Below are 23,751 nucleotides of genomic sequence, written 5' to 3'. Positions count from 1 at the left end.
TAAATTTGAAGAAATTTTGGCCGCCCTTGCTGTGCTTAAAAAACCGTGCTCGCTTGAAGCGATCGCGCCGTTTACGGATTTAAACAACGAATTTTACTGCGAGCTGGCGGACAATTACGCGCGGAAAGATGAAGCGCGCGAGGAGCCCGAATATAAATATTTCAGCGTTTTTACCCTGGACTTGGGTGAGGATAAGGTAAAAACGCTCGTGTTTTTAAAGAAATTTTTTGACGACGAGAGCTTTGCGGCGACTAAAAATAGGACGCAAAATTTGCCGCTTTGCGTATTTAACGGCATAGAGGAGCTGGCGCTGCCGTTGCAAGATAAACTCGCCTCGCTCGGAGTTAAATTTCACGCCAGTGAGATAACTTTTAGCGAATTTATCGCGCGGAGTGGCTAAGCGAGCAAATTTTAAAATTTTAACTCTCGCTGCTGCTAAATTTAAAATCTAGCGGCGAGTAATCCTATAAATTTTGTTCTCATTCGCTTACTATTACTGTGCGTTAACAGCTTTGCGTACGCTGGAGCGAAAATTAAAGCGTAAAATCAAAATGTAAAATTGAAGTGGATTTTAAGCGCCCTACTTCGTTTTTTACTTGCAGTAGGGCAAATTTGCTTAAAGTAGTGAACTAAAGCGAGGCTAAAATTATCCAAACCTTGGATCTATTATCTTGCTCAGTTAGAGCAGCTGTTGCGAGCGACGAGCTCTGCAAAATCTAGGGCTGCGTCGTAGTCGGGCTCAGAGGCTATGTCGCTTACGAGCTCTTTATAAACCACAACGCCTGCGGTATCTATGACGAAGATCACTCTGGCGCTAAGACCTGCTAATGCACCGCTGGCGATTAGGGTGCCGTAGCGGCGGCAAAATTCCTTATCGCGGAAATCGCTTGCAACGCGTAGATTTTTGATTCCCTCAGTCGTACAAAACCTCCCCATCGCAAACGGCAAATCCATCGAAACGACGATTACTTCAGTGTTAGGAAGCGATGCGGCGCGCTCGTTGAACTTACGTGCCTCCGTCGCGCAGACGGGCGTATCTAGCGATGGCACAGCGACTATGATTTGCACGTGCTTGCCGCTAGCGATCTCAATTTCGCTTAGATCTTGAGCTACTAAGCGCACTTGCGGCGCGCGATCGCCTAGATTTATCTCTTGCCCGCTTAACTCTACGGGCTTTCCTTGAAATGTTACTGTTGGCATTTTTGTCCTTTGTTTTGAATTTGTAGCGGCGAATATACAAAAATTCCTTAAATTTCAGGTAAAATTGCTTTAAAAATCAAGGAGAGCAGATGGGCGAAGATATTTGGGGCAGCAGCAGCAATCCTGCGTCGCTAGCCAGCATAAGACGTAAAAGCGGCGAAGAAAAAAAGCCCCTGGATGAGAAGCCACAGGAGCAATCTGAGAATTTAGATTTAGCGCAAGAAGAACTTGCGGCGGATGATACTAGCGAGCAAAATTCCACGGCTCAGAATTCTATAGAGCAAAATTCCACTTCCATAAGGCAAAATTTTACTCCACAGAATTCTGCGGAGCAAAATTTAGCTTTTGCAGCTCAAGGCTTGGATGAAGAAAATTCTATTTTGCGAGATTCTGCTGCGACAGGCTCTAGCGAGCAAGATTCTAACGCCAAAGGCTTGAATTCTACCGAAAATGCTGCGAACTCGCAGAATTTTGTGGAGCAAAATTCCACTTGGCAAAATTCAGCTTCCTTAAATTCCGATAGAATTAACTTTACGCAAAGCTCAACTAGGGCTTACGATCTAAATAAAGCCTACGCGTTTTATATGTTCCTAGGGCCTTTCGGCGCGCATAGATTTTATCTTGGGCGTATAATCTCTGCGATTTTTCAGCTTTTAGGCGGGCTGCCATTTCTCATCTGGCTTTTTTTAGTAGTGGTTACTGTCATGTGGACGAGTATAGAAGGTAACGAGCTGTTGGCGCTTATAAACTCGTCTCGTCCGGATTTAGGAGTGCAAGCATCAGACCTAAAGGATATAGAACAGGGCTTTTTTCATTTTATGGTTATTTTCTCGGTGCCTAATGTTTTGTTTTTAATTTGGCTTATTAGCGACTTTTTTAGGTTGCCTGATATGGTGCGAAAGCTAAATGTATCCGTAGGCGCGGGAGCAATCCTGTATGTTTATGCGGATGACGCTAAAGAGCAGAGCGAAAATCTATCTACTGCCAAAACTACCCTTTACATAGCGTTTGGGCTTGAGGCGTTAAATGCGGTAGGCAGATATATCAAGAATGTAGATAAAGTGGGTGCGTTGGAGGGCGTCGGACTTATATCTATGATATGCCTAGCTGTGGGGCTATATTTTTTAGCGCGCGCTATACGCAGCACCGATCTGCTATCAAACGCCGTGTTAGTCGGGGTTTCCTCGGCTATAAGCGCAGTAAGTACTATATTTGTAGGATTTGAATTGTTTAAACCATCAGTTTTTATGATAAGCATTTATTGTGTATGCACAGCGGTATATCTGATCTATCAGCTGCTAGTTAGTAAAGAGCTTTATGATTGTAGCGGAGAGAAAAACTATCTAAGAGCGTTTTATGTTATTGCAGCTACGGAGATAGTAACTCTAGTCTTGATAGCGCTTGACTCGCAGCTTTTCGCTTTAGTATTTGCCATAGGGTGGTTAGCTTCGGTAGTTTTAAATGTTTCGGCGGTTTATGGCACTAGGGAGGTTACCGCTTCAAAAGGCGGCTACGGCCTAGTGCATCTGGCGTATCACGTAAGGCAGATGAACGGGCGGGAGTTTTAGGTATTTAAATTTAAGGGGCGATTAGTATAATCCTATATTATTTTAAAAAAGGAGTTTTAAATGACTTTTATGGAGTCTGTGCAAACTTGCGTAAAGCAAAAATACGCCGCATTTAGCGGGCGAGCATCGAGGTCGGAGTACTGGTGGTTTTTTCTATTTACCGTGCTTGGCGGGATTGTTTTGAGCTTGATAGATGGCGTTTTAGGCACTACGATAGGGTATAATCAAATAATAGCCGGCAAAATCGTCCATCAAGAAATCGGCATTATAGATGCGCTTTTTCAGCTAGCTATGCTCGTGCCAGCCATCGCCGTATCAGTCAGGCGACTACATGACACCGATAGAAGCGGCTGGTTTTTTCTGCTTATTTTAACGCCGATCGTGGGTGCTTTTTTCGGCGATATCGGGCTTTTGGTATCATTTGTGGGTTGGATAGTGCTGCTTGTGTTTTTCGTGCAGCGCGGCGATAGCGGGTCCAATCGCTTCGGATACGATCCGCTATGATAAAGCTCTAAAGATTTGCGGAATTTTAGAATTATAAAATTCCGTGCAGATAAAATTCTTTGTATTATCACTTAAAATTCTATGCATAAGCACTGTGTAGCGCTCAATTTTTCTTAGAATAAGCTTTTCAAATCCTCTTTAATTGATTGCCATTATCTGTAACTTAGAATTTTTATATTATAATGGCGCTTAAAATTTTATTTTAGAAAGGATGAAAATGAAAGAGAGAATCGAGGCGCTGTTTGCGCAAAACCCTAAAATTTCGATTGCGCAGATCTGCAAGGAGCTCGGCGCCAAGGAGATCGACGTGCTGCTAAACCTGCCCGAGCGCTTCGGAAAGAGCGCCGGCGGCGATAAATTCTGCGAGGTCATTAGGGAGCTTGAGGGCTGGGGTGAGGTGCTTTTTGTAAAAAATACGCCGAGCTTCATCATCGAGTTTAAAACCAAGATCCCAAGCGGCAAGAGCGCGCGCGGATATTATAATTTCGGCATGGGTGCAAACGGCGATGAGGCGCATGGGCTGGGCATTTTGGGGGGTCATCTAAAGACGGATGAGATCGATAAGATTATCCTCGTGACGCAGACTTTCATGGGGATGCTCTCGAAATTCGTGGGCTTTTACGACAAGGCGGGCGAGAATATCTTTAAAATTTACGTCTCGCGCGATGAGAAAGGACAGCTGCTAGCCGAGCAAGACGCGAAATTTGAAGCGTTAAAAGCCGCGATTTAGCGCTCGCGCAAGACCGCTCTTGCGCGGTTTGCGTAAAATTTTGCCCTTGCGCGGGCATTTGAGCTTGATCTCGCCTTTTGCGCGCGAGATCAAATCCGTAAAATTCTACTGCAAAATAACACTGCGCGCACCACTGCGCGTTTGCGCTCAAAATCGATCCGCGCTGCGCTCTCTTTATCTCCCGCCTATGCGTATTTATGGTTTTGATCTGCGGCGCAGAATTGCCTCCTTTTCTCGCCGCCTTCATTCAGAATCGATCTTGTCGGTTTGATTTACCAAACTGACTTTAGCGCGCGGGAATTGTTTTTTTGAATTTGACGCAGGATCGTCCTTTTCTTCATTTCATCCCAAGCGCGCGCAGTATCTCGGGCGCAGAGAATTTGAATTTAAACGGGCTTGCGGCAGGGCGAATTAAACGGATAAAATTTAGTCGGAGGATTTGTGCAGCGGCTTTTTAGCGGCCTTAAATTTTAAATTTTAGATTTGCTGCGCCGCGCCACCGTAAGGCGTAAATTTCGATCACGGGCTGTTTTGATCGAGCGCAACTTCGGGTGATCACAATTTTAAGCGCGCATGATTTTAAAATTTGCGCCGCGCCGCTAGCTTTATTCTATCTTGTCGCGCAGGGTTCCGTTCTACCGCACCTATCTTCTGCCGCATCTCGTCTTGCCTCGCTCTCCTTTCTGCCCTGCGCCCACTCTTTTTTAAAGAAAGGCGTGCGACCTAGATAAAACCGCCCTACTTCGGATCAAAATTTTATTTTTCCTCAAAACAGATCCCGACAAAGATAAAATTTTATAAAATCTACCATTTTAATTTCATATCTCAAAAACTTTCCGCCGCCACGCAAGGAGCGTCAAATTTTAAAATTGAAATTTTATACGTTAAGCTTAAAGCTTATAAAACTCCGATATTTAGGGCAATACAGACCTGAATTTTTATCTTTTATTGCTATAATTCCCTCATAAATTTAAATCTTAAGATTAAAAAGTATTCTTAAGAATTTTATAAGACGGAGGAGATCTTGAATAGATTGATCTTAAAGATTTACGCGTGGCAAAATACCGCTACGCCGTGGTTTTGGCTCTTTGTGATAAGCGCAGGCTATCTTGCGACATCATATTTTTTCTTTCAGCGCTACCTTTTTATGTCGCCTACGCAGATGAGCGCCCTCGTGCGTCTGGGCTTTGCCGTAGCGGGCGTGGGCGCACTCATCGGCTTGCTGCTGCCGTTTGGCTTCATAGCAAGGCTCGTTGCTTATGCGCTCGGATTTGCGGGCGCGATATACGGCTATTTACAAAGCTCCGCGTCGCACCCCGCCGCAGATACGGCAAATTGCCTCGCAGCACCCGCTTTTCCTTTTGCGGCGCCGCTTGATAGCCTGCTGCCGGAGCTATTTCGCCCCGCAAGCTGCACGGGTACTCCGTCCTTTCCCACAGGCACCGCACTTAGCGATGTGCAGAGCTTTTTCGGCGGATTTTACGGCGAGGGATTTTATCTGGTGCCGAGCATTAAATTTGCAGACGCGGCGCAGTGCGCGCAGGTAGCGTTTGCGGCATTCGCGGCTGTTTTGGCCGTGATGTTTGCGAGTTTTTTATACGGCAGATTTACGAGAAGTTTTTAAAATTTTAAGAAAGGATAAGCATGAAGTTTTTAAATTCTATTGCGGCTGCGGCGGCTCTTGCGGCTGTGATCGCAAGCTACGCTGGCGCCGAGGTTAAGGCGGGCGAGACGCTTTACGGCACGGTGCTAAAGCAGGTAAGCGTAAGCGGCGATTTGTCGCATAAGGACGGCAGGCTGCTACCTACGAATGCCATAGAGGTCTTGGAGGTCAAGGACGGAGCAGTGAAATTTTCGCTCATCGGCTATCAAAATCCAAAGGCGCCGAACGTTATTTATTTCACGCCTAAAGCGCGCATAATCGCGGTGGCGTTTTCGAAGCAGGCTAAATTCCAAAGCGAGAGCTTGGGCGAAGAGGACGGCTTTAATAAGGTTAAAATAACCGCCTACACCGACGAGGGCGCGCTAAGCGGCGACGTGGATAAAATTTTCGCGGGCGCTAAGGAGAAATTTGAAGCCTCGTGTAGCGTCTGTCACGCTCTGCACCAGCCCGCCGATTATGAAGCCAACAGATGGCCGGGCTACATCAAATCGATGCTTTCGCGCACGCCTATTAGCAAAGACGAGAGCTGGACTGTGGTGCAGTATCTACAAAAGCACTCCAAAGATGTAAATTTAAAGGATATGAAATGAAAAGACGAAATTTTTTAAAGCTCGGCGCGGCGGTCTCGGCGCTTCCGCTGATACCAAGCTCGATGCTCGCGGCGGATAAACTCACCGCGCTTAAGAAAAACGGCGAAATTTTAACCGCGGCGCGATGGGGAATTTTAAAAGCGAGCGTTAAAAACGGCAAGATCGTAAAATCTGCGCCGTGGAAGATCACCTCTAAAATTCCCAATACTCTTCAAAATACGATGGCGGATCTCGTTTATAACACGCGCGTCAAGGCGCCGATGGTGCGAAAATCATATCTCGCTGATCCCGATAATCCCAAGCCTGAGCTTCGAGGGCTTGACGAATGGGTCGAGGTAAAATATGAAGACGCGATCAAGCTCGTCGCGCGCGAGCTTAAAAAGACGCGCGAGCAAAAGGGTGCGGACTCGGTGTTTGCGGGCAGCTACGGCTGGCAGAGCACGGGCAACGTGCATGTCTCAAGGACGCTGCTTCATAGATTTATGAATTTAACCGGCGGCTTTACGGGCGTCACGGGCGATTACTCCACGGGCGCGGCACAGGTCATAATGCCGCACGTAACGGGTTCAAACCAGGTCTATGAGCAGCAAACCTCGTGGCCCGTAGTACTTGAAAACTCCAAAGTCGTGGTCTTTTGGGGTCTAAATCCGATCTCTACGCTTCGCGTAGCGTGGACGAGCTCGGATGAGCAGGGATTTAAGTATTTCGAGCAGCTAAAAAATAGCGACAAAGAGATCATCATCATCGATCCGATCAAAACCGTAAGCGGCAAGTATTTCGAGGGCAAGGCGAAATGGATCACCCCTCGCCCGAACACCGACGTAGCGATGATGTTAGGCATGGCGCAGCACCTCTATTCGCAGGGCAAGTACGATAAGGAATTTTTACAAAACTACACCGTGGGCTTTGAAAAATTCGTACCGTACCTCACGGGGCAGAGCGACGGCGTGGCTAAGACGCCCGAGTGGGCTAGTGAAATTTGCGACATTAGCGCGGACGTGATCAAAGAGCTTGCGATAAAATTTTACGAAAACCGCACGATGATAATGGCGGGCTGGGGTATCCAGCGCGCTCATCACGGCGAGCAGGCGCACTGGATGATCGTAACTTTGTGCGCGATGCTAGGACAGATCGGACTTGCAGGAGGAGGCTTCGGCTTTAGTTACCACTACGCTAACGGCGGCGCGCCTACCTGCGCGGGCGGCGTGATCGGCGGAATGAACGCGGCAAGCGTCGGAGTCGTTAAGGACGGCAAATTTTTAGGGCTTGCGCAGGATCAGAAGCAAGGCGGTGAAGCTACTCAAGCGTGGCTGGTAAATACGGCGAAGGTCGCTTTCCCTTTAGCTCGTATCGCGGACGCGCTACTAAATCCGGGCAAGACGATCGACGCGAATGGCGCAAAGATCACTTATCCGAAGATCGATTTTATCTACTGGGTCGGCGGAAATCCTATCGTGCACCATCAAGACACCAACACTAACATCAAAGCTTGGCGCAAGCCGCGCACCATCGTAGTAAATGAAATTTACTGGACGCCGACTGCGAAGATGGCGGACATCGTGTTCCCGACCACGACGGAGTATGAGCGCAACGACATCACGATGAGCGGGGACTACTCCAATATGCATATCATCCCGATGAAGCAGGTCGTCGCTAAGCAGCACGGCGCGAAGGACGATTATCAAATTTTTACTGATCTTTGCAAGGCTTACGCAGACGGACTTGCCGAGGCTTATACGGACGGCGGCAAAACGGAGATGGATTGGATCAAAGAATTTTACGAAGGGGCAGCTAGCGCCGTGAATGCAAACACCGCTTTGGGAATACAGATGCCGAGCTTTGAGCAGTGGTGGGAGAAAAACGAGCCGACGGAATTTTACGAGACGCCAGAGAATGCCGCCTACGTGAGCTTTGAGGATTTTAGAAACGATCCCGTTTTGGAGGCTTTAGGAACGCCTAGCGGGCTAATTGAAATTTACTCCGATACGATAGAAGCGATGAACTACAAAGACTGCGGCGCGCATCCGATGTGGTTTGAGCCCGTCGAGTGGCTCGGGATGAAGGATAAGCCTGCGAAATTTCATCTGCTTAGCCTGCATCCGCTTGATCGCTTGCATTCGCAGCAGAGCAACACCTCAAATCGCAAGAGATACGCCGTCGCGGATCGCGAGCCGGTGCTAATAAATACCGAGGACGCTAAAGAGCTCGGCATAAAGCAGGGCGATCTGGTGCGCGTGTATAACGCTCGCGGCGAAATTTTAGCGGGAGCCAATGTAAGTGACGACATAATGCGCGGCGTGGTGCAGATATTCGAAGGCGCGTGGTACGATCCTAATGCCGAGGGGCTTTGCAAAAACGGAAATCCGAACGTGCTTACGATCGATCTTCCTACGAGCGAGCTTGCCAACGGCAACATCGCGCACACGGTGTTAGTAAATATCGAGCTTTATAAACACAAGGCGGGCGAGGATATCAAACTAACCGCGTTTATGCCGCCTAAAGGGGCGAAGTAAGGATTGTGGGCGGTTTGGGGTTTAAGACTGGCTCATTGCTGGCTTGGACTAGATACGCCGATCCTCTACAGGCTTTAGCCAAACTCGCCGTGGTTTTGCTACGGCGAGGTATATCGATTTCGACTTGCCGCGGCTTTATATAGTCGCGGCTGTGTATCGGGACCAATTTGCTTGCTACAGCCTCGCGACTTCAACGATAGGTCGCAGAGCTGATTTAAATTTTATAACCTTGCGCTTGCAGTGATGACTGAGTTGATTTGACTTATCGTAACTTTGAGTTGCGGCAGGCTGGAGATAACAGCGAGCAATATTTGCCTCGCCGCTCTACTCTCTATTTGCTCGTGAAATTCTCGCTAAATTTAAGAACTTGCCGTTTGAACTAGAATTTTAATCCAAACTAAAAAACCGCCTAAGCTTCCATTTAAAATTTTTCTTCGGAATTTGCGTATCGCTAAAATCGTCTCTGTAAATTTCGTTTTTATCGGTGAAATAGCTGCTATTTTGAGCCTGCGGTATAAAGTCGGTCCGATCTTCTATTTTTACGTTTAGCGCCTTGAAATATTGCAGTAGCTCATGATACTCTTTTGCAGATACCGCATTTACTAAAAAGAAATTTCTGTTATTAAATTTGATGACGAAATTTCTTTTTAGTAACCAAAGGGGCTCCGAGCTCTTTTTGAGTCTGTAAATTTTATACGGCAGAGCAAATATAAAATATAGCATTAGATGCTTTATATAAAGAACAAGTTTGCCTATATGAACGCCTATACTTGAATATCTATATAACTCATACGAGCTTAAATAATGAAACCTGCCGTAGGAGGTTTCTAATTCGCATACTACGCAGAAATGAACGCTAGATATATTTGCGGACGGAGCTGGGGCTATCTTAGTTTCGGAGATTATACTATTTTTTATCTTCATATTTCCGTTATAGCGGATCAGGCTGTTTGAAAAATAAAAATAGCTCGGATTTTTGGAAAAATTTTGCTCTGCCGAAATCCTAAATCGTATGAAAGTATATGTCGCGAAAATTAAAGAAATGATACCGAAAGCGCTAAATTTTCCCGTAGTGCCGGTAGTAATCAGATCATAACTTAAAAGCAAAAAACACAATATGCAAGTAAATATATTCCAAGAAAATACATGATAGACGGTGTAATCGTTTATGATCAATGGCTCTTTGTCGTAGTCTCGCATAAAATTCCCATTTGTAAAATTTTGGCGCATTTTATCCTTTGAGCGCTTACGAAGTATTTAAAATTTTATCTTAACTGCAGTTTCGATATGCGTTTAGCGAGGCGTGAAGTGACGAATAGAAATTTAAAGGCAAAAGACGACTTTAGCTTCGGAAGACGACTTTAGCTTCGGTAATTTCGCTATTTTGGCGAACCTAAAGAGCTGCATTACTAAAATAAATTTAATCCGCAAATTTCGCTTTCAAATTTGCGGATTTTAAAGAAAGCTCGGCGAAATCGCTTTAAAGCAAACTCTACGAAATCGCGCAAAGCAAGCACGTCACGCAAAATAATCAAATTTTATCGAAATAATCAAATTCCACCGAAGCGATCAAATTTTACCGAAACGTGCAAATTCCGCCGAGCCCAAAAAATCAAGCAACTAAAATTTATTCCTTCGGCGCGATCATATCCTCAGGCACCACCCACGCGTCAAATTCCTCGGCGGTTAGTATGCCCGATTTTATCGCTTCCTCACGCAGCGTTGTACCGTTATGGTGCGCGGTTTTGGCGATCTTGGCGGCATTTGCGTAGCCGATGTGCGGATTTAGCGCGGTTACTAGCATTAGACTTTCGTGCAGTAGCTTGTCGATTTTCGCGGCGTTTGCCGTGATACCGCATGCGCAGTGTTTCTCAAAGCTGTTCATAGCGTCGCTTAGCAGGCGGATGCTTTGGATGAGGTTGTACGTAAGCACCGGCTTAAAGACGTTTAGCTCGAAGTTGCCCTGGCTTGCGGCGATGGAGATCGCGACGTGGTTGCCCATCACCTGCGCGGCGACCATCGTGACGGCTTCGCACTGCGTCGGATTTACCTTGCCCGGCATTATCGAGCTTCCGGGCTCGTTTTCGGGGATGTTTATCTCGCCGATACCGCATCTTGGCCCGCTTGATAGCCAGCGCACGTCGTTTGCGATCTTCATCAAATTCGCCGCCAGACCGTTTAGCGCGCCGCTTAAAAACACCTCGGCATCGTGGCTGGTTAGGCCGTGAAATTTATTCGGATGGGATTTAAATTTAAACGCCGTGCCCGTTAGCGCGTTTAGCTCGTCGCTTACCATCTCGCTAAATTTCGGGTGCGAGTTTAGCCCCGTGCCCACCGCGGTGCCGCCGATAGCAAGCTCCTGCAAAAACGGCATAGTGGCGAGGATCTGCGCCTTGCTCGCCTTTAGCATATGCGCGTAGCCGCTAAATTCCTGCCCGAGCGTGAGCGGCGTGGCGTCTTGCAGGTGAGTGCGGCCGATCTTTACGATCCTCGCAAACTCGGCGGTCTTTTTATCCAGCGTCGCTTCAAGTTTTTCGATAGCGGGTAGTAGCTTTTTTTGAAGCTCGAGCACAAAGGCTATTCGCATCGCCGTAGGATAGGTGTCGTTTGAGCTCTGGCCTTTATTTACGTGATCGTTTGGATGCACGAATTTTGCGTCTTTAACGTCCAGCGCAGCTTTATCGCGGAAATTTAGCCCCAAAATCTCCATCGCGCGGTTTGAAACGACCTCGTTTAGATTCATATTCGACTGCGTACCCGAGCCCGTCTGCCACACGACTAGGGGGAAATTTCCGTCCAGCTTGCCGTTTAAAATTTCATCGCACGCCTGCGCGATCGCCTCAGTGCGAGGTTCGTCTAGGCGGCCTAGCTTACGATTAACAAGCGCGCACGCCTTTTTTAGATAGGCAAAACCATCTATGACCTCTCGCGGCATCGTCTCCAGCCCCACTCCGATCTCGAAATTTTCATGGCTGCGCTGCGTCTGCGCACCCCAATATTTTTCATTCGGAACCTTCACCTCACCCATCGTGTCTTTTTCGATACGAAATTCCATAATTAATCCTTTCCTAAGAAGTTTTTAAAATTATAAATCAATATATAAATTATAATTGAATTTAAATCGTAATATTTCTCTTGCGACGAGAAAGGCGGCCCTAAATTAGCGATATTAAAATTTTACTAGAATCTCGCCAAGATGGGGCATTCTTACTACACAGTTAAACTAAAGGTGCTTATTTCGCTTCGCCCAGAGCATCATCTTTATCGCGCAACTCCCGCTCGTACTTTTTGGTGACTTTTACTAGCGAGACCCTCGTGCCATCCATTCGCAGCACTTCGTAATCGCAGTTTTCATCGCTTATTTTATCGCCGATTTCAGGTAGGCTGCCGAAGAGATTAAAGACGTAGCCGCCGATCGTTAGCTGCTCGGTCTCCTCATCAAAGTCGATGCCCATCACCTCCTCGACGCCTTCGATCTCGAAGCGGCCTCTAAACTCAAAGGTATTCTCGTCGATACGTTTGAAATTTTGTGCATTCGCGTCATGCTCGTCGTTGATGTCGCCAAAAATTTCTTCTATTATATCTTCCATCGTCAAAAATCCCGCCGTACCGCCGTATTCGTCGATAACGAGCGCGGCGAAGATACGCTGTTTATTCATCATCGGTAAAATTTTAGAGATCGGGCTGTTTTCAGGCACGATGATGAGTTTGCGCACGATCTTATCGAAGCTTCGCTCACCCTTTTGCTGGATGATGTCGCGGATGTGGATGAGGCCTAGGACGTTATCCTTGCTGCCGTCGATATATGGAAAGCGCGTAAATTTCGACTGCAATACGGTTGCATAGTTTTCGTCGTAGCTTTTTTGCTTATTTAGGCATATGAGATCGCGCCTCGGCGTCATTATCTCTTTAGCGACCGTGTCGCTGAAATCGACGGCATTTTTGATGATCTCGGTCTCTAGGCTATCGAGCACGCCGCCCTTTAGGCTCTCGCTTGCGATGATTTTGATCTCTTCGTCAGAAAGCGCGAGCTCGCTCTCTTTAGCGGGTTTTACGCCGATTATTTTAAGTGAAACGGCGGCGATGAAGTCAAACGCCTTGATGATCGGAAAAAACATAATCCAAAAAATATGAAGCGGTCTAGAGATGAAAAGCACGATCTTCTCGGTTTTAGCAATAGCGATGGATTTTGGCACCAGCTCGCCGAGCACGACGTGAAATAGCGTAACGAGCGTAAAAGATATGACGAAGGCGATCGTATGCGCCGCTGCTCCGCTGCCTATGCCGATGGATCTTAGCGGCAGCTCAATCAGTCTCGATACTGCTGGCTCACCGATCCAGCCGAGGGCGAGCGAGCTTATCGTAATGCCTAGCTGAGTGGCGCTAAGATAGGTGTCAAGGGAGTTTGAAATTTTAAAAGCGAGCTTTGCGTTTGGAATTTTATCCTTGATAAGCTCTTCGAGGCGAGACTTTCTTACTTTGACGATTGAGAATTCCGAAAGAACAAAAAAAGCATTCATAAAGATGAATACAAAAGCTAAAACTAACATTAAAACCGAACTGTCCGTGTCCAAATTTCTTATCCTTTGAAATTTAAAAATAAATATTTATGATTATATCTAAAAACGCTTTAAAATCCAAAAGGCGTGGAAAATGCCTCGCGCCCGTGCGTAGAATTTTGCGGTAATTTAAAATTTCGCGCTGCGGCAGGCCTTTGTCTCAGCGAGATTTTATCGCGATAGAGCTTCGGCACGGCGGCGGATAATCCTAGCGCCGCGCGCAAGCCCATTAAGAAATTTAAATGCGACGATAAAACCTGCTACTTAAAAAGCCTTAGCGCGCAAACTCTTGCGAAATTTTAAATCGCAAGACTATCTATTTCTTGTGGCAGCCTCGTAAAGCGGCAAGACTTTCGGCATCACCTCTTTTAGATCGGCGATGCGATCGTCGTTTGAAGGGTGCGTGGACATAAATTTAAGCGGATGGCTCTCATTTAGCTTATTCATCTTCTCCCAGACGTTTATCGCCGCCCTTGGATCGTATCCTGCGCGCGCCATCAGCTCAACGCCCATCAGATCGGCCTCAGTCTCATGCGTGCGCGAAAACGGCAGCGTGAATGTGTACTGCGCCGCCATGTTCAAAGCCGCTGAGCCTAGATCTCCAAGCCCTGCTGCGGAGCTTGCTACGGCGATACCGACATCTTTCATCTGTTCAGTCGAGGCTCGCTCGCGGCTGTGTTCGCGCAGTGCGTGAGACATCTCGTGCCCCAAAATAGCAGCCAGCTCGGCATCGGTAAGCTTAAGCTTTTCGATGATGCCCGTATATACGACGATGCGACCGCCAGGCATACACCAAGCATTGATCGTAGGGTCGTTGATGACGTTTACCTGCCAGTTCCATTTCAGTGCGTCTTTGCGAAATGCGCCGACTTGAGCGATTAGGCGCTTCGAGATGCCTCTAACGCGATCAGTTAGCTTTTTATCGGTATTTAGGACATGTTTGGCGTTTGCTTGGGCGGTAATCTGCCTGTAGGCAAGCGCGGCACTTTGATCCATTTCAGCTTCGCTTACGGTGATGAATTGCGAGCGGTCGATGCCTACGGCACCGCCTTGCGTGGTGCTCGCGCAGCCGGTAAAAATCATCATCGCAGCAAAGGATATTAAAAGAGCTATTTTTTTCATCTTTTCTCCTTAAAATTTTGCGGCGATTTTAGCGAAATTTGATTAAATTTTTAGAATTTTATTTTGAATTGCCGTATTTTGCAGGCGCGATCTATTTGTAATTTGTCGTGAAATTTAAGAACACCCGTCGCCTTTAAAATAGGATTGGGCTTTGTAATTTAACGATAAAATTTAGCGGTGATTTCGCAGAATTTTATCGCGGCGTAAACGAGGCATTGCTATGTGAAAGTAGTGATTTTATCTAAACGCGGCGTTGCATAAACAAGGTGCCTCTACGCCTAAATAGAGCAGAGATTGGGGCCGCGGTTTTAAATTTATGCTGCGTAGGCTACGATAAATCCGGCGAAATTTTATTTGCACTAAGCGCTCAGTTTGGGCAGATAAAAGCAATTTGAAATTTGCACAATCAAATCGCGCGATAAAATGGGCTCGGATGTCGCTATGATTCGAAATGAGCCGCGCTAATCTTTGCAACGCAAAATTTTAATTGTTAGCTTAGCGGTAGCCCTTCACATTGCATTTTGCGCTGCAATAAAATTTCGTTGTGGGAATTGAAATGATCGCAGAAATGCCAAACGCCAAGACGCCTTTTCGTAGAATTTTATCTCGCGAAATTTCATTTACGCGCGTCGGGATAAAATTTCAAACTGCAAACCGCGCCGTATCATTTTGGATGGAATTTTAAAATTTTACGCGTTTAGAATTTTAAAATTCTGCTACGCAAATTTGTACGATGAAATTTCAAGCTTAAAAATCTGCGCCGGCTTTGGAATTTTATATGTGCCGCGTCAGCTATAAAATTTTACACTTAGAATTTTATAGTTGCGGCAAGATTTGGTTGGACCGGGGTCTCGCATCGCCGTAGGATTTTTGGCGGCACGGAATTTTGCAGCGCGTATCCAAATTTAGTTATGCAAAATTCGTAAAATTCTTTATCAGTATGGAATTTTACAGCGCCGTTAAAGCGCATAAAGAATTCTGCGCAGGCCTTGCAAACTCTAACGAAAGCTCCATTATTTGGAGGGTGCAGACTTTAAGGCAAGCGAGTAAATTATGCAACGTAAAGCAGCGAGCGCTGAGTGTTTACCGCTAGGGATTTTGCGCCTGCGGAGCCCATTTAGTCCTTTTTGTATTTTAGCTTGGCGATCGTTTCTTTTGCGGCCTCGTAAGCCTTAGCGCTCATCTCGCGCGCCCTTTCGCTTACGTTTTTAGCGACGTCGGAGCTTTTTAGCTCGGCAAATTTTTGGCTCATCTTCTTTTCAAATTCGCTGAGCTCTTTTTTGATTGCGTCCAGTTTCTCGTCCAGATCGAGGTTTTCGATGATTTTGGCGCTTTTTTGGCTCAGCTCTTGAGTGATTTCGCGCGCTTTGGCACTCGCCTTTTTCGCGCGCTCGCCAAGCTCGATCTCGCCGATTTTGGCGCTTAGTTGCTCGGCAAGATCGCTTGAAATTTTTCTAAATTTAGCCAAATAGCCTCCGAATTCTTCATCGGCGATCTTGGCGATCTCGCTTTTAGCGGGCTCCTCCGAGCTTGCGACCGCGTCGCTTAGCACGGCGCTAAATAGCTCGCTCATCTGCGAAATTTGAAGCCTTTCGTTCTCTAAGCTCTGTGCGTCGCTTGCTGGCGAGAAACTTAGCTCTTCACGGTATCTTTCGGCGGCTTTGTTTATGCCGTCGTAGCAGCCTAAAATCGCGCCTCTAATCAGCGCAGAGGCTGTATTTTTGCTCTCGTTTGCGACGAAAATCGCGCGATTTATGATGATTTTTGAAATTTCTTTTGTACGGAATTTCGTAAATTCCCCGTCGCCTATAGCCGAAAATGCGATGTTTTTCGCCGTCTCGTGCGCGGTGTCCTCGATGTCGGTGCCGCTTTCGAGCACGCTTATGAAGGCCAGTTCACTCGCTTCTTTCAGCACGTCCGCAAGCGGAAGTTTACTCGCAATCGCTCGCTGTAGCGCCGCGCCTATGCGCTCTTTTAGCTCCGCTTCGCTTGCGTTTTGCAGCGCGGTATCCAGATCGTCGTAGCTGCGCAAAACAAGGGTTTTAATCGCCTTTTGCTTACAAGCGATCTTTTTGCGCAGATCGTCGTAGTCGTAGATGAGCTTGTAAAGAGCCTGCTCGTCCTCGTCACACAGCGCCTTTTTAACGCCGTTAAGTAGGGCTTCTGCCGTCTCATCGCTAAGCGCGCCCGCGTCTTTTAACTCGGCTGCGAAGTCTAGGATTAATTGCGTGCTTTTGGCGCTTTTACTCTCGTCGTCAAGCTCACACAAAGCCTTCGTGGCTTCTTGCAAGGCGAGCTCTTGCACATATGAGGCTAGCTCGGCTTGTGGAATTTGCGCGAGATCGGCGCCGAATTTTTTGATTATTGCTTCTTTCATTTCATCTCCTGTCACAATACATATTTAAAGTGGGCTTTTAGGCGCTCGAAAATTTCGTTTCGATGTAAGTCGTCCTTGATGAAAACGCTTACGTTGAAGCTCATATATTTGCCGCCGTTTGAAAAGCGCGAAAAGTCTATTTTGTAATCTTCGCCCTTTAAAATTTCATCGATCTGCTCACGCTTTTGAGTAGCCGCGTCTAGGACTACTTTGTATTCCCAAAAGAGCGGATAGTCGATTTTTGGTTTTTCAGCTCCTAATATACACGCCACTCTTGCCCCCCTCTTTGCGCTGCAACACAACGTCGGTGATCTGCATCGATTTATCTATCGCTTTTAGCATATCGTAAATCGTCAGCAGCCCCACACTCACGCCCGTTAGCGCCTCCATCTCGACGCCCGTTTTACCCGTGATTTTTACAGTTACAAAAAGCTTAAACGCGCACTCGCTCGTAAGCTCCTCAATGTCTGTTTTAATCGAAGTAATCGTAAGCGGATGGGTCATGGGTATGAGTTCGCTTGTCTTTTTAGCGCCCATTATCGCAGCAACGACGGCGGTTTGAAGCACGGGGCCTTTTTTGGCCGTATTTTGCTTGACGGCAGCAAACGCCTCCGCGCTCATTCGTATGATGCCGCTAGCGGTGGCTACGCGCTCGCTATCATCCTTGGCGCCGACATCCACCATGCGCGGCATATTGTTTTCGTCGATATGTGAAAGCATAAAATTCCTTGTAGTTTTTGGCGGGATTATAGCAGAATTTCGGGCATAAAAAAAGCCCGAGCTTTTAAACTCGGGCTTCATACAAAAGGAGGTTTTATCTTGTCGGACGAGAACGATTATACTACCTAAACAGTAAATAGAAATAAAATATATCCTTTTTAGGCGGACTCTTTCGTGTTTAATTTATAGACGTTTTTAAAATTTTGATGAAATTTGACTATATGCTTTGACGCGCTGCGCGGGAATTTGAATGAGTAGCGAAATGAAACCGAGCCAAAGAGTGATTAAATTTGAAGCGGACGCTAAATGGCAAAGATAAAATTTAAAGCAGAGTTTTTGGCTATTTTGGCTCAATATAGACGCTCAAAAGAGCGGAGCAGGGCGCTATGTCGCGGCAGCATAAATAAAATGCTACAAAGAAGCGGCTTAAATTCAATGCCTTTTTTGCTTTAAATTTGAGCCCGCCTTAATTAAGCGCGAGGTTTTTGCGCGCAATGCAGCGTAAATTTAACCCTTCACGCGAGCGTTAAACGACGCAGGCACGGATTAAAATAGCGCGCGCAAATTTAAACATCGCCGCGTTAAAATCCGGCCTGCGTTTGAAATTTAGCTCGTTTAAATTTTAAACGTTTTTAGCAGGCTGTCTAAATTTAACCCCTTATTTTCGCCGTTTGCGCCGCCTCCTAAAAGATCGCCCAAAAAGCTACTTGCGTCGTTGATATCGATTTTACCGTCGCCGTTAAGGTCGAGCTTGGCGCTTGCGATTTTGCCGATCAGCGCGCTAAAATCCACGCCTTTGCTATCGACGGCGTTTGCTTGCACGTCCTCGCCGCCGCCCAAAAGTCCGCCCAGCATCGAGCCTAGCGAGCTAGATCCGCCGCTTTCGTTTTTGCTTAAAAAATTTGAGCTGATGCCCGCAATTATCGCATTTATCTGATCGTCTGGCAGATCCACGCCTAGAAATTTTTCGATAAAAGCGACCGGACCACTTTGAAATTCTCTTAAATTTTTATCGTCGCTTTTGAGCGCAGAAACCATGTTTACAAGTCCGTTTATGTCCATTTACGCCTCCTTGATCTTGGCTTTCGGAGCCTGTTTTACGATAAGCTCTATTACTTTTAGAGCGTCCGCCTTAGCCTCAAAATCCTTGCTAACGGCGATGATCTGTCCGTTGCTGGCCGTTAGGCGGAAGCGAACCTTGCCTGCTTTATCGGTGTAAAGCTCAAATTTTGGATTGTTTAGCTTTTCTCCGCCCGCGATTTGATCCTCGATCTTATTTAGCGCGGCGTTTTTTACGACGCTTTCGATGCCGTTTTTGCAAGCGGCCTTGCTCGTGTAAACCTCCGAAGTACATAGCACGTGTCCGTCATAGAGTAGATCGAATTTGCAGCCGTCCTTGGCGTCTTTGATTAAAAACTCAGCCATTTTCCATCCTTTCGTAAAAGATATCGTTATTTTAGCTAAAATTTTAATAAATATTTTTAATAGGCGCGGAATTTTCTGCTAAAATTGCGCACAAATTTCATTTACAAAGGATCATAATGATAAAGGCTCTACGTTTTAGCTTGATTTTCGCCGCTACTTTAGGATTTAGCGCGGATGAGAGCGATGCATTATTTAAGGACATAAGGACGCGTCTGGGCTGCAATCTAGCCGCACAGGACTGCGAGACTAACGCGGGCGGGCAGAAGGCGCTCTTTAGCGTAGCGCGCCATCCGATCGAAGCGGGAGCAAACGAGCTAAAAATAAGCGGAATTTCGCGTGAGCTGAAAAATCCGAGCGTTAAAATTTCGGGCGTGAGTATGAATATGGGCAATGCGGAATTCCCGCTAAAGCGCAGCGCAGACGGCTATGAAGCGACGCTTGATGTTGCAGTGTGCACGCACGCCGTAATGCGCTACAAACTTGAAATTTACGAGGATGGCGAGCCTAGCGGGCTTTTTGTGTATTTTGATCTGCGAAAGCGTGCTACAGATCGAGACCGCGGCGAAGACACGCACTTGCATCACCACGAGCATTAGACGCGCCCCGTTTGTGCGCGGGGTAAAATTTACGCTTCTTTGAGACGTCTGCTAAAATTTACATGCTGCTCGGAGAAAATTTTATAAATTTTAAAGCGCCGCTTGCGATAAATTTTATGCGTCTTTTGGGCGGCGCACGTCTCGGGCAGATACGGATGCCTGCGTGAATACGCGGCTAGCCGTAGCGACCTAGGTGCGCTTTATAGGCGTTTGCAAGCACGTCATTATAAAAAGCCCTGCGATTTGCCGCGCATTCGCCGCATATGTTTCGTAACCACTACCGAGGCGCGTCAAATTTAGCCCCTCGCCGCCTCTAAATTTTAAAATTTTTAAAATTCGCTTGCGTTTCATACGCCTAAGCTACGCGGAATTTTGAAATTCCTTGTATAATCTGAAGCAAATTTTAAATCTAAGGAAAGCCATGCAAATATTAAAACAAGAGCACTTTAGCGGCGAGCGCGCGCTGTTCGGCGCAAAGGATCTGCGGATCGAAAATTCCGTCTTTGGCGAGGGCGAGTCGCCGCTAAAACACAGCGCAAATATCGTCGCGCAAAACTGTAAATTTGAGTGGAAATATCCGTTTTGGTATGCCGAAAATATCCGCGCGCAGGACTGCTTCTTTGATGAGATCGCGCGCGCAGGGATCTGGTATAGCCGCGGCGTGGTGCTAAAAGACTGCCTCTACGGCGCGCCTAAAGGGTTTCGTCGCGTAAAAAACGCCGCGCTGCAAAACGTGGAATTTCATGACGCGCAAGAGACCTTGTGGCACTGCAGCGACGTCACGCTGAAAAACATCACCGCAAAGGGCGCGTATTTCGGCCTTGATTGCGAAAGCTTAAGCATCGAAAATCTATCGCTCTTCGGAGATTACTGCTTTGACGGCTGCAGAAACGTAACGATCAAAAACTCCAAGCTCCTCTCCAAGGACGCGTTTTGGAACTGCGAAAATATCCTCATCGAGGACTGCTTCATCGCGGGCGAGTACTTTGGGTGGAATTCCAAAAACGTAACGCTTAAAAATTGCAAGATCGAGAGCCTGCAGGGCTTTTGCTATATGCAAAATTTGCGCTTGCAAGACTGCGAGCTCATAAATACGACGCTAGCGTTTGAATACAGCGACGTGCATGCCGAGGTAAAAGGCGCGATCGATAGCGTCAAAAATCCGAGCAGCGGGCTAATCCGCGCGGCAAGCATCGGCGAGCTGATCCTAGACGGCGCAACGGATGCGTCTAAAACTGAAATCATTACTGAATTAAGGGCGTAAGATGGGACTTTTTGATTTTATAAGCGGCAAGGAGAAATACGACTTCGACACTCTGCCAAACCGCCGCGGCACGAAGTCGCTTAAATGGGACGTAGGCGAGAACGAGCTTCCGATGTGGGTCGCGGATATGGACTTTGCCGTAGCGCCCGAGATCATCGAGGCTCTGCAAAAGCGGCTAAATGAGCGGGTTTTGGGCTATTCGCTTGTGGATGATGAGTGGCGCAGCGCGTATCAAGGCTGGTGGCTTTCGCGCCACGATTATGAAATCCAAAAGGAGTGGCTGATCTATGCTAGCGGCACGCTGCCTGCGATTGATTCGATCATCCGCAAGCTTACTTCGCCCGCCGAAAACGTGCTGCTGATGAGCCCCGTTTACAACTGCTTTTACTACTGCATCAAAAACGCCGCCCGCGTGCCGGTAGAAAACGAACTTGCCTACGCTAGCGGCGATTATAGCATCGATTGGGAGGATTTGGAGGCTAAGCTTGCCGATCCGCAGACGACGCTTTTTATCCTTTGCAACCCGCACAATCCGGTCGGTCGCACCTTTAGTAGGGACGATCTTGCCCGCATTGGCGAGCTGTGCGAGAAGCACGGCGTGACGGTGCTTAGCGATGAGGTGCATTGCGATCTGACCGAGCCGGGCGTGCGTTACACGCCATTTGCTGCCGCGAGCGAGACTTGCGAGAGGATCTCAGCCAGCGTAATCGCGCCCACGAAGGCGTTTAACATCGCGGGGCTGCAAAGCGCGGCGGTCTTTGCCGCTGATAAGCGCTTGCGTCATAAAATTTCAAAAGCGCTAAATTCTGACGACATCGCTGAGCCGAATTTTTTCGGCGTCCAGGGCGCGATCGCCGCATTTACGAAGGGTGCCGCGTGGCTGGACGCGCTGCGCGAATACCTCAGCGAAAATCGCAAATTCGCGGCGGAATTTATCGCCCGCGAGCTTCCGCAGGTGCGCGTCGTGCCGCAAGACGCGACCTATCTGATGTGGCTTGATGCGGGCGCTTACACGCAGGATAGCGCAGAGCTTGCACGCTTCATCCGCGAAAAAACGGGGCTGTATCTCTCATGCGGCGCGCAATACGGCAAGGGCGGCGAGAGATTTTTGCGCCTAAATATCGCGACCTCTAGAGCACTGCTAAAAGACGGGCTAGGGCGGCTGAAAGAGGCGCTAAAGATTTGCCCGCACTAAACTAACTGCGGCGCGGCAAGGACGAAATTTAAAATTTTATAACGACCAAATTTAAAGCGACGGAGCAAATTTTAAAATTTTGCGGCAGGGCGCGAACTTTACGCTAAATTTAGCGGCGATCAAACTTGCGGCGCGCGGTTAAATTTAAATATTCGCGCGGCAAAAATCGGCGCTTAAATGCGCTACAAAAGGCAGATTATGGATAGAAACGGCGATTTACAGGAGCTTTACCTGCTTGAAAAACGGCGCGAAAAGTTCGCGCGCATTAGCAAGCTCGTCTCATTTTTGATAACCCTGCTGCTAGTCGGGCTCTATGTATTTTTGAATACCAGGGCGGAGCCCGTCTCGTTTGATACAAACTGGCTCATAGTCGCGCTTTTCATCATCTTTCCAGTTTTAAACGGACTGCTCTATCGTCTATTTTGCGGCTTAAGCTTTGGCAAAAATGAGGGCGCACAGCGCGCAAATTTTGATAAATTTAGCGGCTTTGATACGGCGCAAGATATGGGCGCGCTAGGGCAGGGCGCAGCGCAAGACGGGCAAATTTTTAGCGCCGATGCGAAAGAGGGGCAGGTATTAAAAGCTGAAGCAGGCGAGGGTAGCGGCTTTAAAGACAGCGACAGCCGCATGAGCGCTACTTACGGAAGGTTTGAGCCCAAAGCCGCCGAAGGCGAGGGCGGGAGCGAGAAAGACGGCGCAGCCGGATCAAAATTTAACTTCTTCATCGATCTGCAGAGCCTGGAGGATGAGCGCGCGGCGCTGCAAAAAGCGGTGAAAAAGGCCAGTCTCATTGCTGCTGTCGTAGGGACCAGTGTGGGCGCACTGGTGGCGCGCTTTTGGGACGAAGTAGCGCCCGGCATATTTTTCGGCATCTCCGTTTACGGCGTCGTGAGCGCTCTTTTGACGGCGAGCAAAAGGCGAAATTTCAGATCAAATTTTAAAAACAGGGTCGTCGCGAGCATCGCAAAAAGCTTCGGGCTTAACTACGATGAAAATGGCAGGCTGGGGACGGATGAGTTTTTTGAAATTTACGACTGCTACATAAACGAACAATCTAGCGAGGATATGATGAGCGGGGAGGTGCAGGGCGTGCGCGTGAGGTTTAGCGACTTTTACGCCGCCGAAAAGGTGCGCACCAAAAACGGCACTCGCACCGACGTAAAATTTCAAGGAGTGCTTTTCGTCGCAGACTTTCACAAAAGGCTTAACTGCGAGGTGCGGGTGTGTCACAAAAACTCGCGAAATCTACGCAAATACGGGCAGCGAGCGAATATGGACGACGTGAAATTTGAGGAGTTTTTCGACGTCTATACGACCGATCAAGTGGGCGCTAGATACGCTTTGACGCCGCTTTTGATGCAGCGACTGACGGAGGTCTATCTAAGGTTGGGCTCGCAGATAAACGCGGTGCTAAGGGAGGATAAAATTTACGTGGCGATCGAGACCTGGCGCGATAATTTCGAGCCTAGAATCGACTGCTCGCTAAAGCAGGACGCTACGATAGAGCTTTACGTAGATGAGATCGGCGCGCTTGTGGGTATCGTTAGCGAGCTAAATTTGAACCGCAAAATTTGGAACGAATGAGGCAGGCGGCGGCGTGGTGGAGTATGGCAGAGGCGACTGCATACGGCCGTGGCGGCGCACAGATAGGACATAGCGCGCGGGATTGCAGGCTTTGGTGGCAGCGGCACAGATGTGCCGTGTAGCTGAGCGTGGAAATGAATG

The 23,751-nt window shown here is 47.7% G+C and carries 22 protein-coding genes and 1 pseudogene; 12 read left to right on the top strand and 11 right to left on the bottom strand.

Features of this window, described 5'->3' with window-relative positions; genetic code table 11:
• Window positions 1-400: pseudogene (locus Q0198_RS07420) on the top strand (hypothetical protein); the annotation flags it as partial.
• A 275-nt stretch (window positions 401-675) separates the two neighbouring features.
• On the opposite strand, the gene tpx reads toward Q0198_RS07420, so the two are convergent.
• Window positions 676-1,200 (bottom strand): thiol peroxidase, encoded by a 525-nt coding sequence (gene tpx / locus Q0198_RS07415; protein WP_297896574.1) that lies wholly within the window; start codon window positions 1,198-1,200, stop codon window positions 676-678.
• Between the two features lie 89 nt (window positions 1,201-1,289).
• Here tpx and Q0198_RS07410 point away from each other — a divergent pair, with 89 nt between their 5' ends.
• From Q0198_RS07410 to Q0198_RS07385, 6 genes are all read left to right on the top strand, one after another.
• Window positions 1,290-2,768, top strand: coding sequence for an NINE protein (locus Q0198_RS07410; protein ID WP_297896572.1), 1,479 nt, complete (start codon window positions 1,290-1,292; stop codon window positions 2,766-2,768).
• A gap of 60 nt (window positions 2,769-2,828) precedes the next feature.
• On the top strand, window positions 2,829-3,272 hold the full coding sequence (locus Q0198_RS07405; protein ID WP_005872982.1) for a DUF805 domain-containing protein: 444 nt from the start codon (window positions 2,829-2,831) through the stop codon (window positions 3,270-3,272).
• Between the two features lie 217 nt (window positions 3,273-3,489).
• A complete protein-coding gene (gene hutX / locus Q0198_RS07400; RefSeq protein WP_297896570.1) occupies window positions 3,490-4,002 on the top strand; it encodes a heme utilization cystosolic carrier protein HutX in 513 nt (170 codons plus the stop codon).
• A 1,024-nt stretch (window positions 4,003-5,026) separates the two neighbouring features.
• Window positions 5,027-5,626 (top strand): disulfide bond formation protein B, encoded by a 600-nt coding sequence (locus Q0198_RS07395; RefSeq protein ID WP_297896567.1) that lies wholly within the window; start codon window positions 5,027-5,029, stop codon window positions 5,624-5,626.
• A 20-nt stretch (window positions 5,627-5,646) separates the two neighbouring features.
• Entirely contained in the window at window positions 5,647-6,255 is a 609-nt protein-coding gene (locus Q0198_RS07390; protein ID WP_297896565.1) for a cytochrome C, read from the top strand.
• Window positions 6,252-8,768 (top strand): molybdopterin guanine dinucleotide-containing S/N-oxide reductase, encoded by a 2,517-nt coding sequence (locus Q0198_RS07385; RefSeq protein ID WP_297896564.1) that lies wholly within the window; start codon window positions 6,252-6,254, stop codon window positions 8,766-8,768. The genes Q0198_RS07390 and Q0198_RS07385 overlap by 4 nt, the downstream gene beginning before the upstream one ends.
• 387 nt (window positions 8,769-9,155) lie before the next feature.
• Here the strand turns inward: Q0198_RS07385 and Q0198_RS07380 are convergent, their stop codons facing one another.
• The 4 genes from Q0198_RS07380 to Q0198_RS07365 all read right to left on the bottom strand — a co-directional run bounded on the left by Q0198_RS07380 (window position 9,156) and on the right by Q0198_RS07365 (window position 14,449).
• The gene (locus Q0198_RS07380; protein WP_297896557.1) at window positions 9,156-9,998 is read right to left on the bottom strand and encodes a hypothetical protein; all 843 of its coding nucleotides are present in this window, start codon (window positions 9,996-9,998) and stop codon (window positions 9,156-9,158) included.
• A 397-nt stretch (window positions 9,999-10,395) separates the two neighbouring features.
• Entirely contained in the window at window positions 10,396-11,823 is a 1,428-nt protein-coding gene (fumC, locus tag Q0198_RS07375; RefSeq protein ID WP_297896552.1) for a class II fumarate hydratase, read from the bottom strand.
• 178 nt (window positions 11,824-12,001) lie between these two features.
• Window positions 12,002-13,318, bottom strand: a complete 1,317-nt coding sequence (locus tag Q0198_RS07370; protein ID WP_297896550.1) for a hemolysin family protein — start codon at window positions 13,316-13,318, stop codon at window positions 12,002-12,004.
• A 321-nt stretch (window positions 13,319-13,639) separates the two neighbouring features.
• Window positions 13,640-14,449 carry a M48 family metallopeptidase gene (locus Q0198_RS07365; RefSeq protein WP_297896548.1) on the bottom strand — a complete coding sequence of 270 codons (810 nt, stop codon included), beginning with the start codon at window positions 14,447-14,449 and terminating at the stop codon, window positions 13,640-13,642.
• A gap of 556 nt (window positions 14,450-15,005) precedes the next feature.
• Here Q0198_RS07365 and Q0198_RS07360 point away from each other — a divergent pair.
• Entirely contained in the window at window positions 15,006-15,134 is a 129-nt protein-coding gene (locus tag Q0198_RS07360; protein ID WP_297896546.1) for a hypothetical protein, read from the top strand.
• Window positions 15,135-15,566: 432 nt separating this feature from the next.
• Here Q0198_RS07360 and Q0198_RS07355 read toward each other — a convergent pair whose 3' ends face one another.
• The 5 genes from Q0198_RS07355 to Q0198_RS07335 all read right to left on the bottom strand — a co-directional run bounded on the left by Q0198_RS07355 (window position 15,567) and on the right by Q0198_RS07335 (window position 18,971).
• Window positions 15,567-16,826: a hypothetical protein gene (locus tag Q0198_RS07355; RefSeq protein WP_297896544.1), complete on the bottom strand. Its 1,260-nt coding sequence runs from the start codon at window positions 16,824-16,826 to the stop codon at window positions 15,567-15,569.
• A gap of 11 nt (window positions 16,827-16,837) precedes the next feature.
• Entirely contained in the window at window positions 16,838-17,098 is a 261-nt protein-coding gene (locus Q0198_RS07350) for a DUF493 domain-containing protein (RefSeq protein ID WP_297896542.1), read from the bottom strand.
• The gene (moaC, locus tag Q0198_RS07345; protein WP_297896540.1) at window positions 17,076-17,546 is read right to left on the bottom strand and encodes a cyclic pyranopterin monophosphate synthase MoaC; all 471 of its coding nucleotides are present in this window, start codon (window positions 17,544-17,546) and stop codon (window positions 17,076-17,078) included. The genes Q0198_RS07350 and moaC overlap by 23 nt, the downstream gene beginning before the upstream one ends.
• A 615-nt stretch (window positions 17,547-18,161) precedes the next feature.
• Window positions 18,162-18,608, bottom strand: coding sequence for a hypothetical protein (locus Q0198_RS07340; protein ID WP_297896538.1), 447 nt, complete (start codon window positions 18,606-18,608; stop codon window positions 18,162-18,164).
• Window positions 18,609-18,971, bottom strand: coding sequence for a YegP family protein (locus tag Q0198_RS07335; protein WP_297896536.1), 363 nt, complete (start codon window positions 18,969-18,971; stop codon window positions 18,609-18,611). It lies immediately after the preceding gene.
• Between the two features lie 116 nt (window positions 18,972-19,087).
• Here Q0198_RS07335 and Q0198_RS07330 point away from each other — a divergent pair, with 116 nt between their 5' ends.
• Window positions 19,088-19,567 (top strand): hypothetical protein, encoded by a 480-nt coding sequence (locus Q0198_RS07330; protein WP_297896534.1) that lies wholly within the window; start codon window positions 19,088-19,090, stop codon window positions 19,565-19,567.
• A 189-nt stretch (window positions 19,568-19,756) separates the two neighbouring features.
• On the opposite strand, the gene Q0198_RS07325 is transcribed toward Q0198_RS07330, so the two are convergent.
• Window positions 19,757-19,918 (bottom strand): hypothetical protein, encoded by a 162-nt coding sequence (locus tag Q0198_RS07325; protein WP_297896532.1) that lies wholly within the window; start codon window positions 19,916-19,918, stop codon window positions 19,757-19,759.
• A gap of 70 nt (window positions 19,919-19,988) precedes the next feature.
• Here Q0198_RS07325 and Q0198_RS07320 point away from each other — a divergent pair, with 70 nt between their 5' ends.
• From Q0198_RS07320 to Q0198_RS07310, 3 genes are all read left to right on the top strand, one after another.
• Entirely contained in the window at window positions 19,989-20,831 is an 843-nt protein-coding gene (locus tag Q0198_RS07320) for a DUF3737 family protein (protein WP_297896530.1), read from the top strand.
• Between the two features lies 1 nt (window position 20,832).
• Window positions 20,833-22,026, top strand: a complete 1,194-nt coding sequence (locus Q0198_RS07315) for a MalY/PatB family protein (RefSeq protein ID WP_297896528.1) — start codon at window positions 20,833-20,835, stop codon at window positions 22,024-22,026.
• Window positions 22,027-22,224: 198 nt separating this feature from the next.
• Window positions 22,225-23,610 (top strand): DUF3137 domain-containing protein, encoded by a 1,386-nt coding sequence (locus tag Q0198_RS07310; protein ID WP_297896526.1) that lies wholly within the window; start codon window positions 22,225-22,227, stop codon window positions 23,608-23,610.
• Window positions 23,611-23,751: the final 141 nt, after the last annotated feature.

Source organism: uncultured Campylobacter sp. (assembly GCF_938045205.1).
Lineage (GTDB): Bacteria > Campylobacterota > Campylobacteria > Campylobacterales > Campylobacteraceae > Campylobacter_B.
The sequence above is the reverse complement of the archived record's forward strand: the minus strand, read 5'-3'. Positions and strand labels throughout refer to the sequence as shown.

What these genes read in the sequence shown, in the direction of transcription:
- tpx (WP_297896574.1), bottom strand. Translation starts at nt 1,200, where the DNA reads ATGCCAACAGTAACATTTCAAGGAAAGCCCGTAGAGTTAAGCGGGCAA.
- Q0198_RS07410 (WP_297896572.1), top strand. Translation starts at nt 1,290, where the DNA reads ATGGGCGAAGATATTTGGGGCAGCAGCAGCAATCCTGCGTCGCTAGCC.
- Q0198_RS07405 (WP_005872982.1), top strand. Translation starts at nt 2,829, where the DNA reads ATGACTTTTATGGAGTCTGTGCAAACTTGCGTAAAGCAAAAATACGCC.
- hutX (WP_297896570.1), top strand. Translation starts at nt 3,490, where the DNA reads ATGAAAGAGAGAATCGAGGCGCTGTTTGCGCAAAACCCTAAAATTTCG.
- Q0198_RS07390 (WP_297896565.1), top strand. Translation starts at nt 5,647, where the DNA reads ATGAAGTTTTTAAATTCTATTGCGGCTGCGGCGGCTCTTGCGGCTGTG.
- Q0198_RS07385 (WP_297896564.1), top strand. Translation starts at nt 6,252, where the DNA reads ATGAAAAGACGAAATTTTTTAAAGCTCGGCGCGGCGGTCTCGGCGCTT.
- Q0198_RS07380 (WP_297896557.1), bottom strand. Translation starts at nt 9,998, where the DNA reads ATGCGCCAAAATTTTACAAATGGGAATTTTATGCGAGACTACGACAAA.
- fumC (WP_297896552.1), bottom strand. Translation starts at nt 11,823, where the DNA reads ATGGAATTTCGTATCGAAAAAGACACGATGGGTGAGGTGAAGGTTCCG.
- Q0198_RS07370 (WP_297896550.1), bottom strand. Translation starts at nt 13,318, where the DNA reads ATGTTAGTTTTAGCTTTTGTATTCATCTTTATGAATGCTTTTTTTGTT.
- Q0198_RS07365 (WP_297896548.1), bottom strand. Translation starts at nt 14,449, where the DNA reads ATGAAAAAAATAGCTCTTTTAATATCCTTTGCTGCGATGATGATTTTT.
- Q0198_RS07360 (WP_297896546.1), top strand. Translation starts at nt 15,006, where the DNA reads ATGATCGCAGAAATGCCAAACGCCAAGACGCCTTTTCGTAGAATTTTA.
- Q0198_RS07355 (WP_297896544.1), bottom strand. Translation starts at nt 16,826, where the DNA reads ATGAAAGAAGCAATAATCAAAAAATTCGGCGCCGATCTCGCGCAAATT.
- moaC (WP_297896540.1), bottom strand. Translation starts at nt 17,546, where the DNA reads ATGCTTTCACATATCGACGAAAACAATATGCCGCGCATGGTGGATGTC.
- Q0198_RS07340 (WP_297896538.1), bottom strand. Translation starts at nt 18,608, where the DNA reads ATGGACATAAACGGACTTGTAAACATGGTTTCTGCGCTCAAAAGCGAC.
- Q0198_RS07335 (WP_297896536.1), bottom strand. Translation starts at nt 18,971, where the DNA reads ATGGCTGAGTTTTTAATCAAAGACGCCAAGGACGGCTGCAAATTCGAT.
- Q0198_RS07330 (WP_297896534.1), top strand. Translation starts at nt 19,088, where the DNA reads ATGATAAAGGCTCTACGTTTTAGCTTGATTTTCGCCGCTACTTTAGGA.
- Q0198_RS07325 (WP_297896532.1), bottom strand. Translation starts at nt 19,918, where the DNA reads ATGAAACGCAAGCGAATTTTAAAAATTTTAAAATTTAGAGGCGGCGAG.
- Q0198_RS07320 (WP_297896530.1), top strand. Translation starts at nt 19,989, where the DNA reads ATGCAAATATTAAAACAAGAGCACTTTAGCGGCGAGCGCGCGCTGTTC.
- Q0198_RS07315 (WP_297896528.1), top strand. Translation starts at nt 20,833, where the DNA reads ATGGGACTTTTTGATTTTATAAGCGGCAAGGAGAAATACGACTTCGAC.
- Q0198_RS07310 (WP_297896526.1), top strand. Translation starts at nt 22,225, where the DNA reads ATGGATAGAAACGGCGATTTACAGGAGCTTTACCTGCTTGAAAAACGG.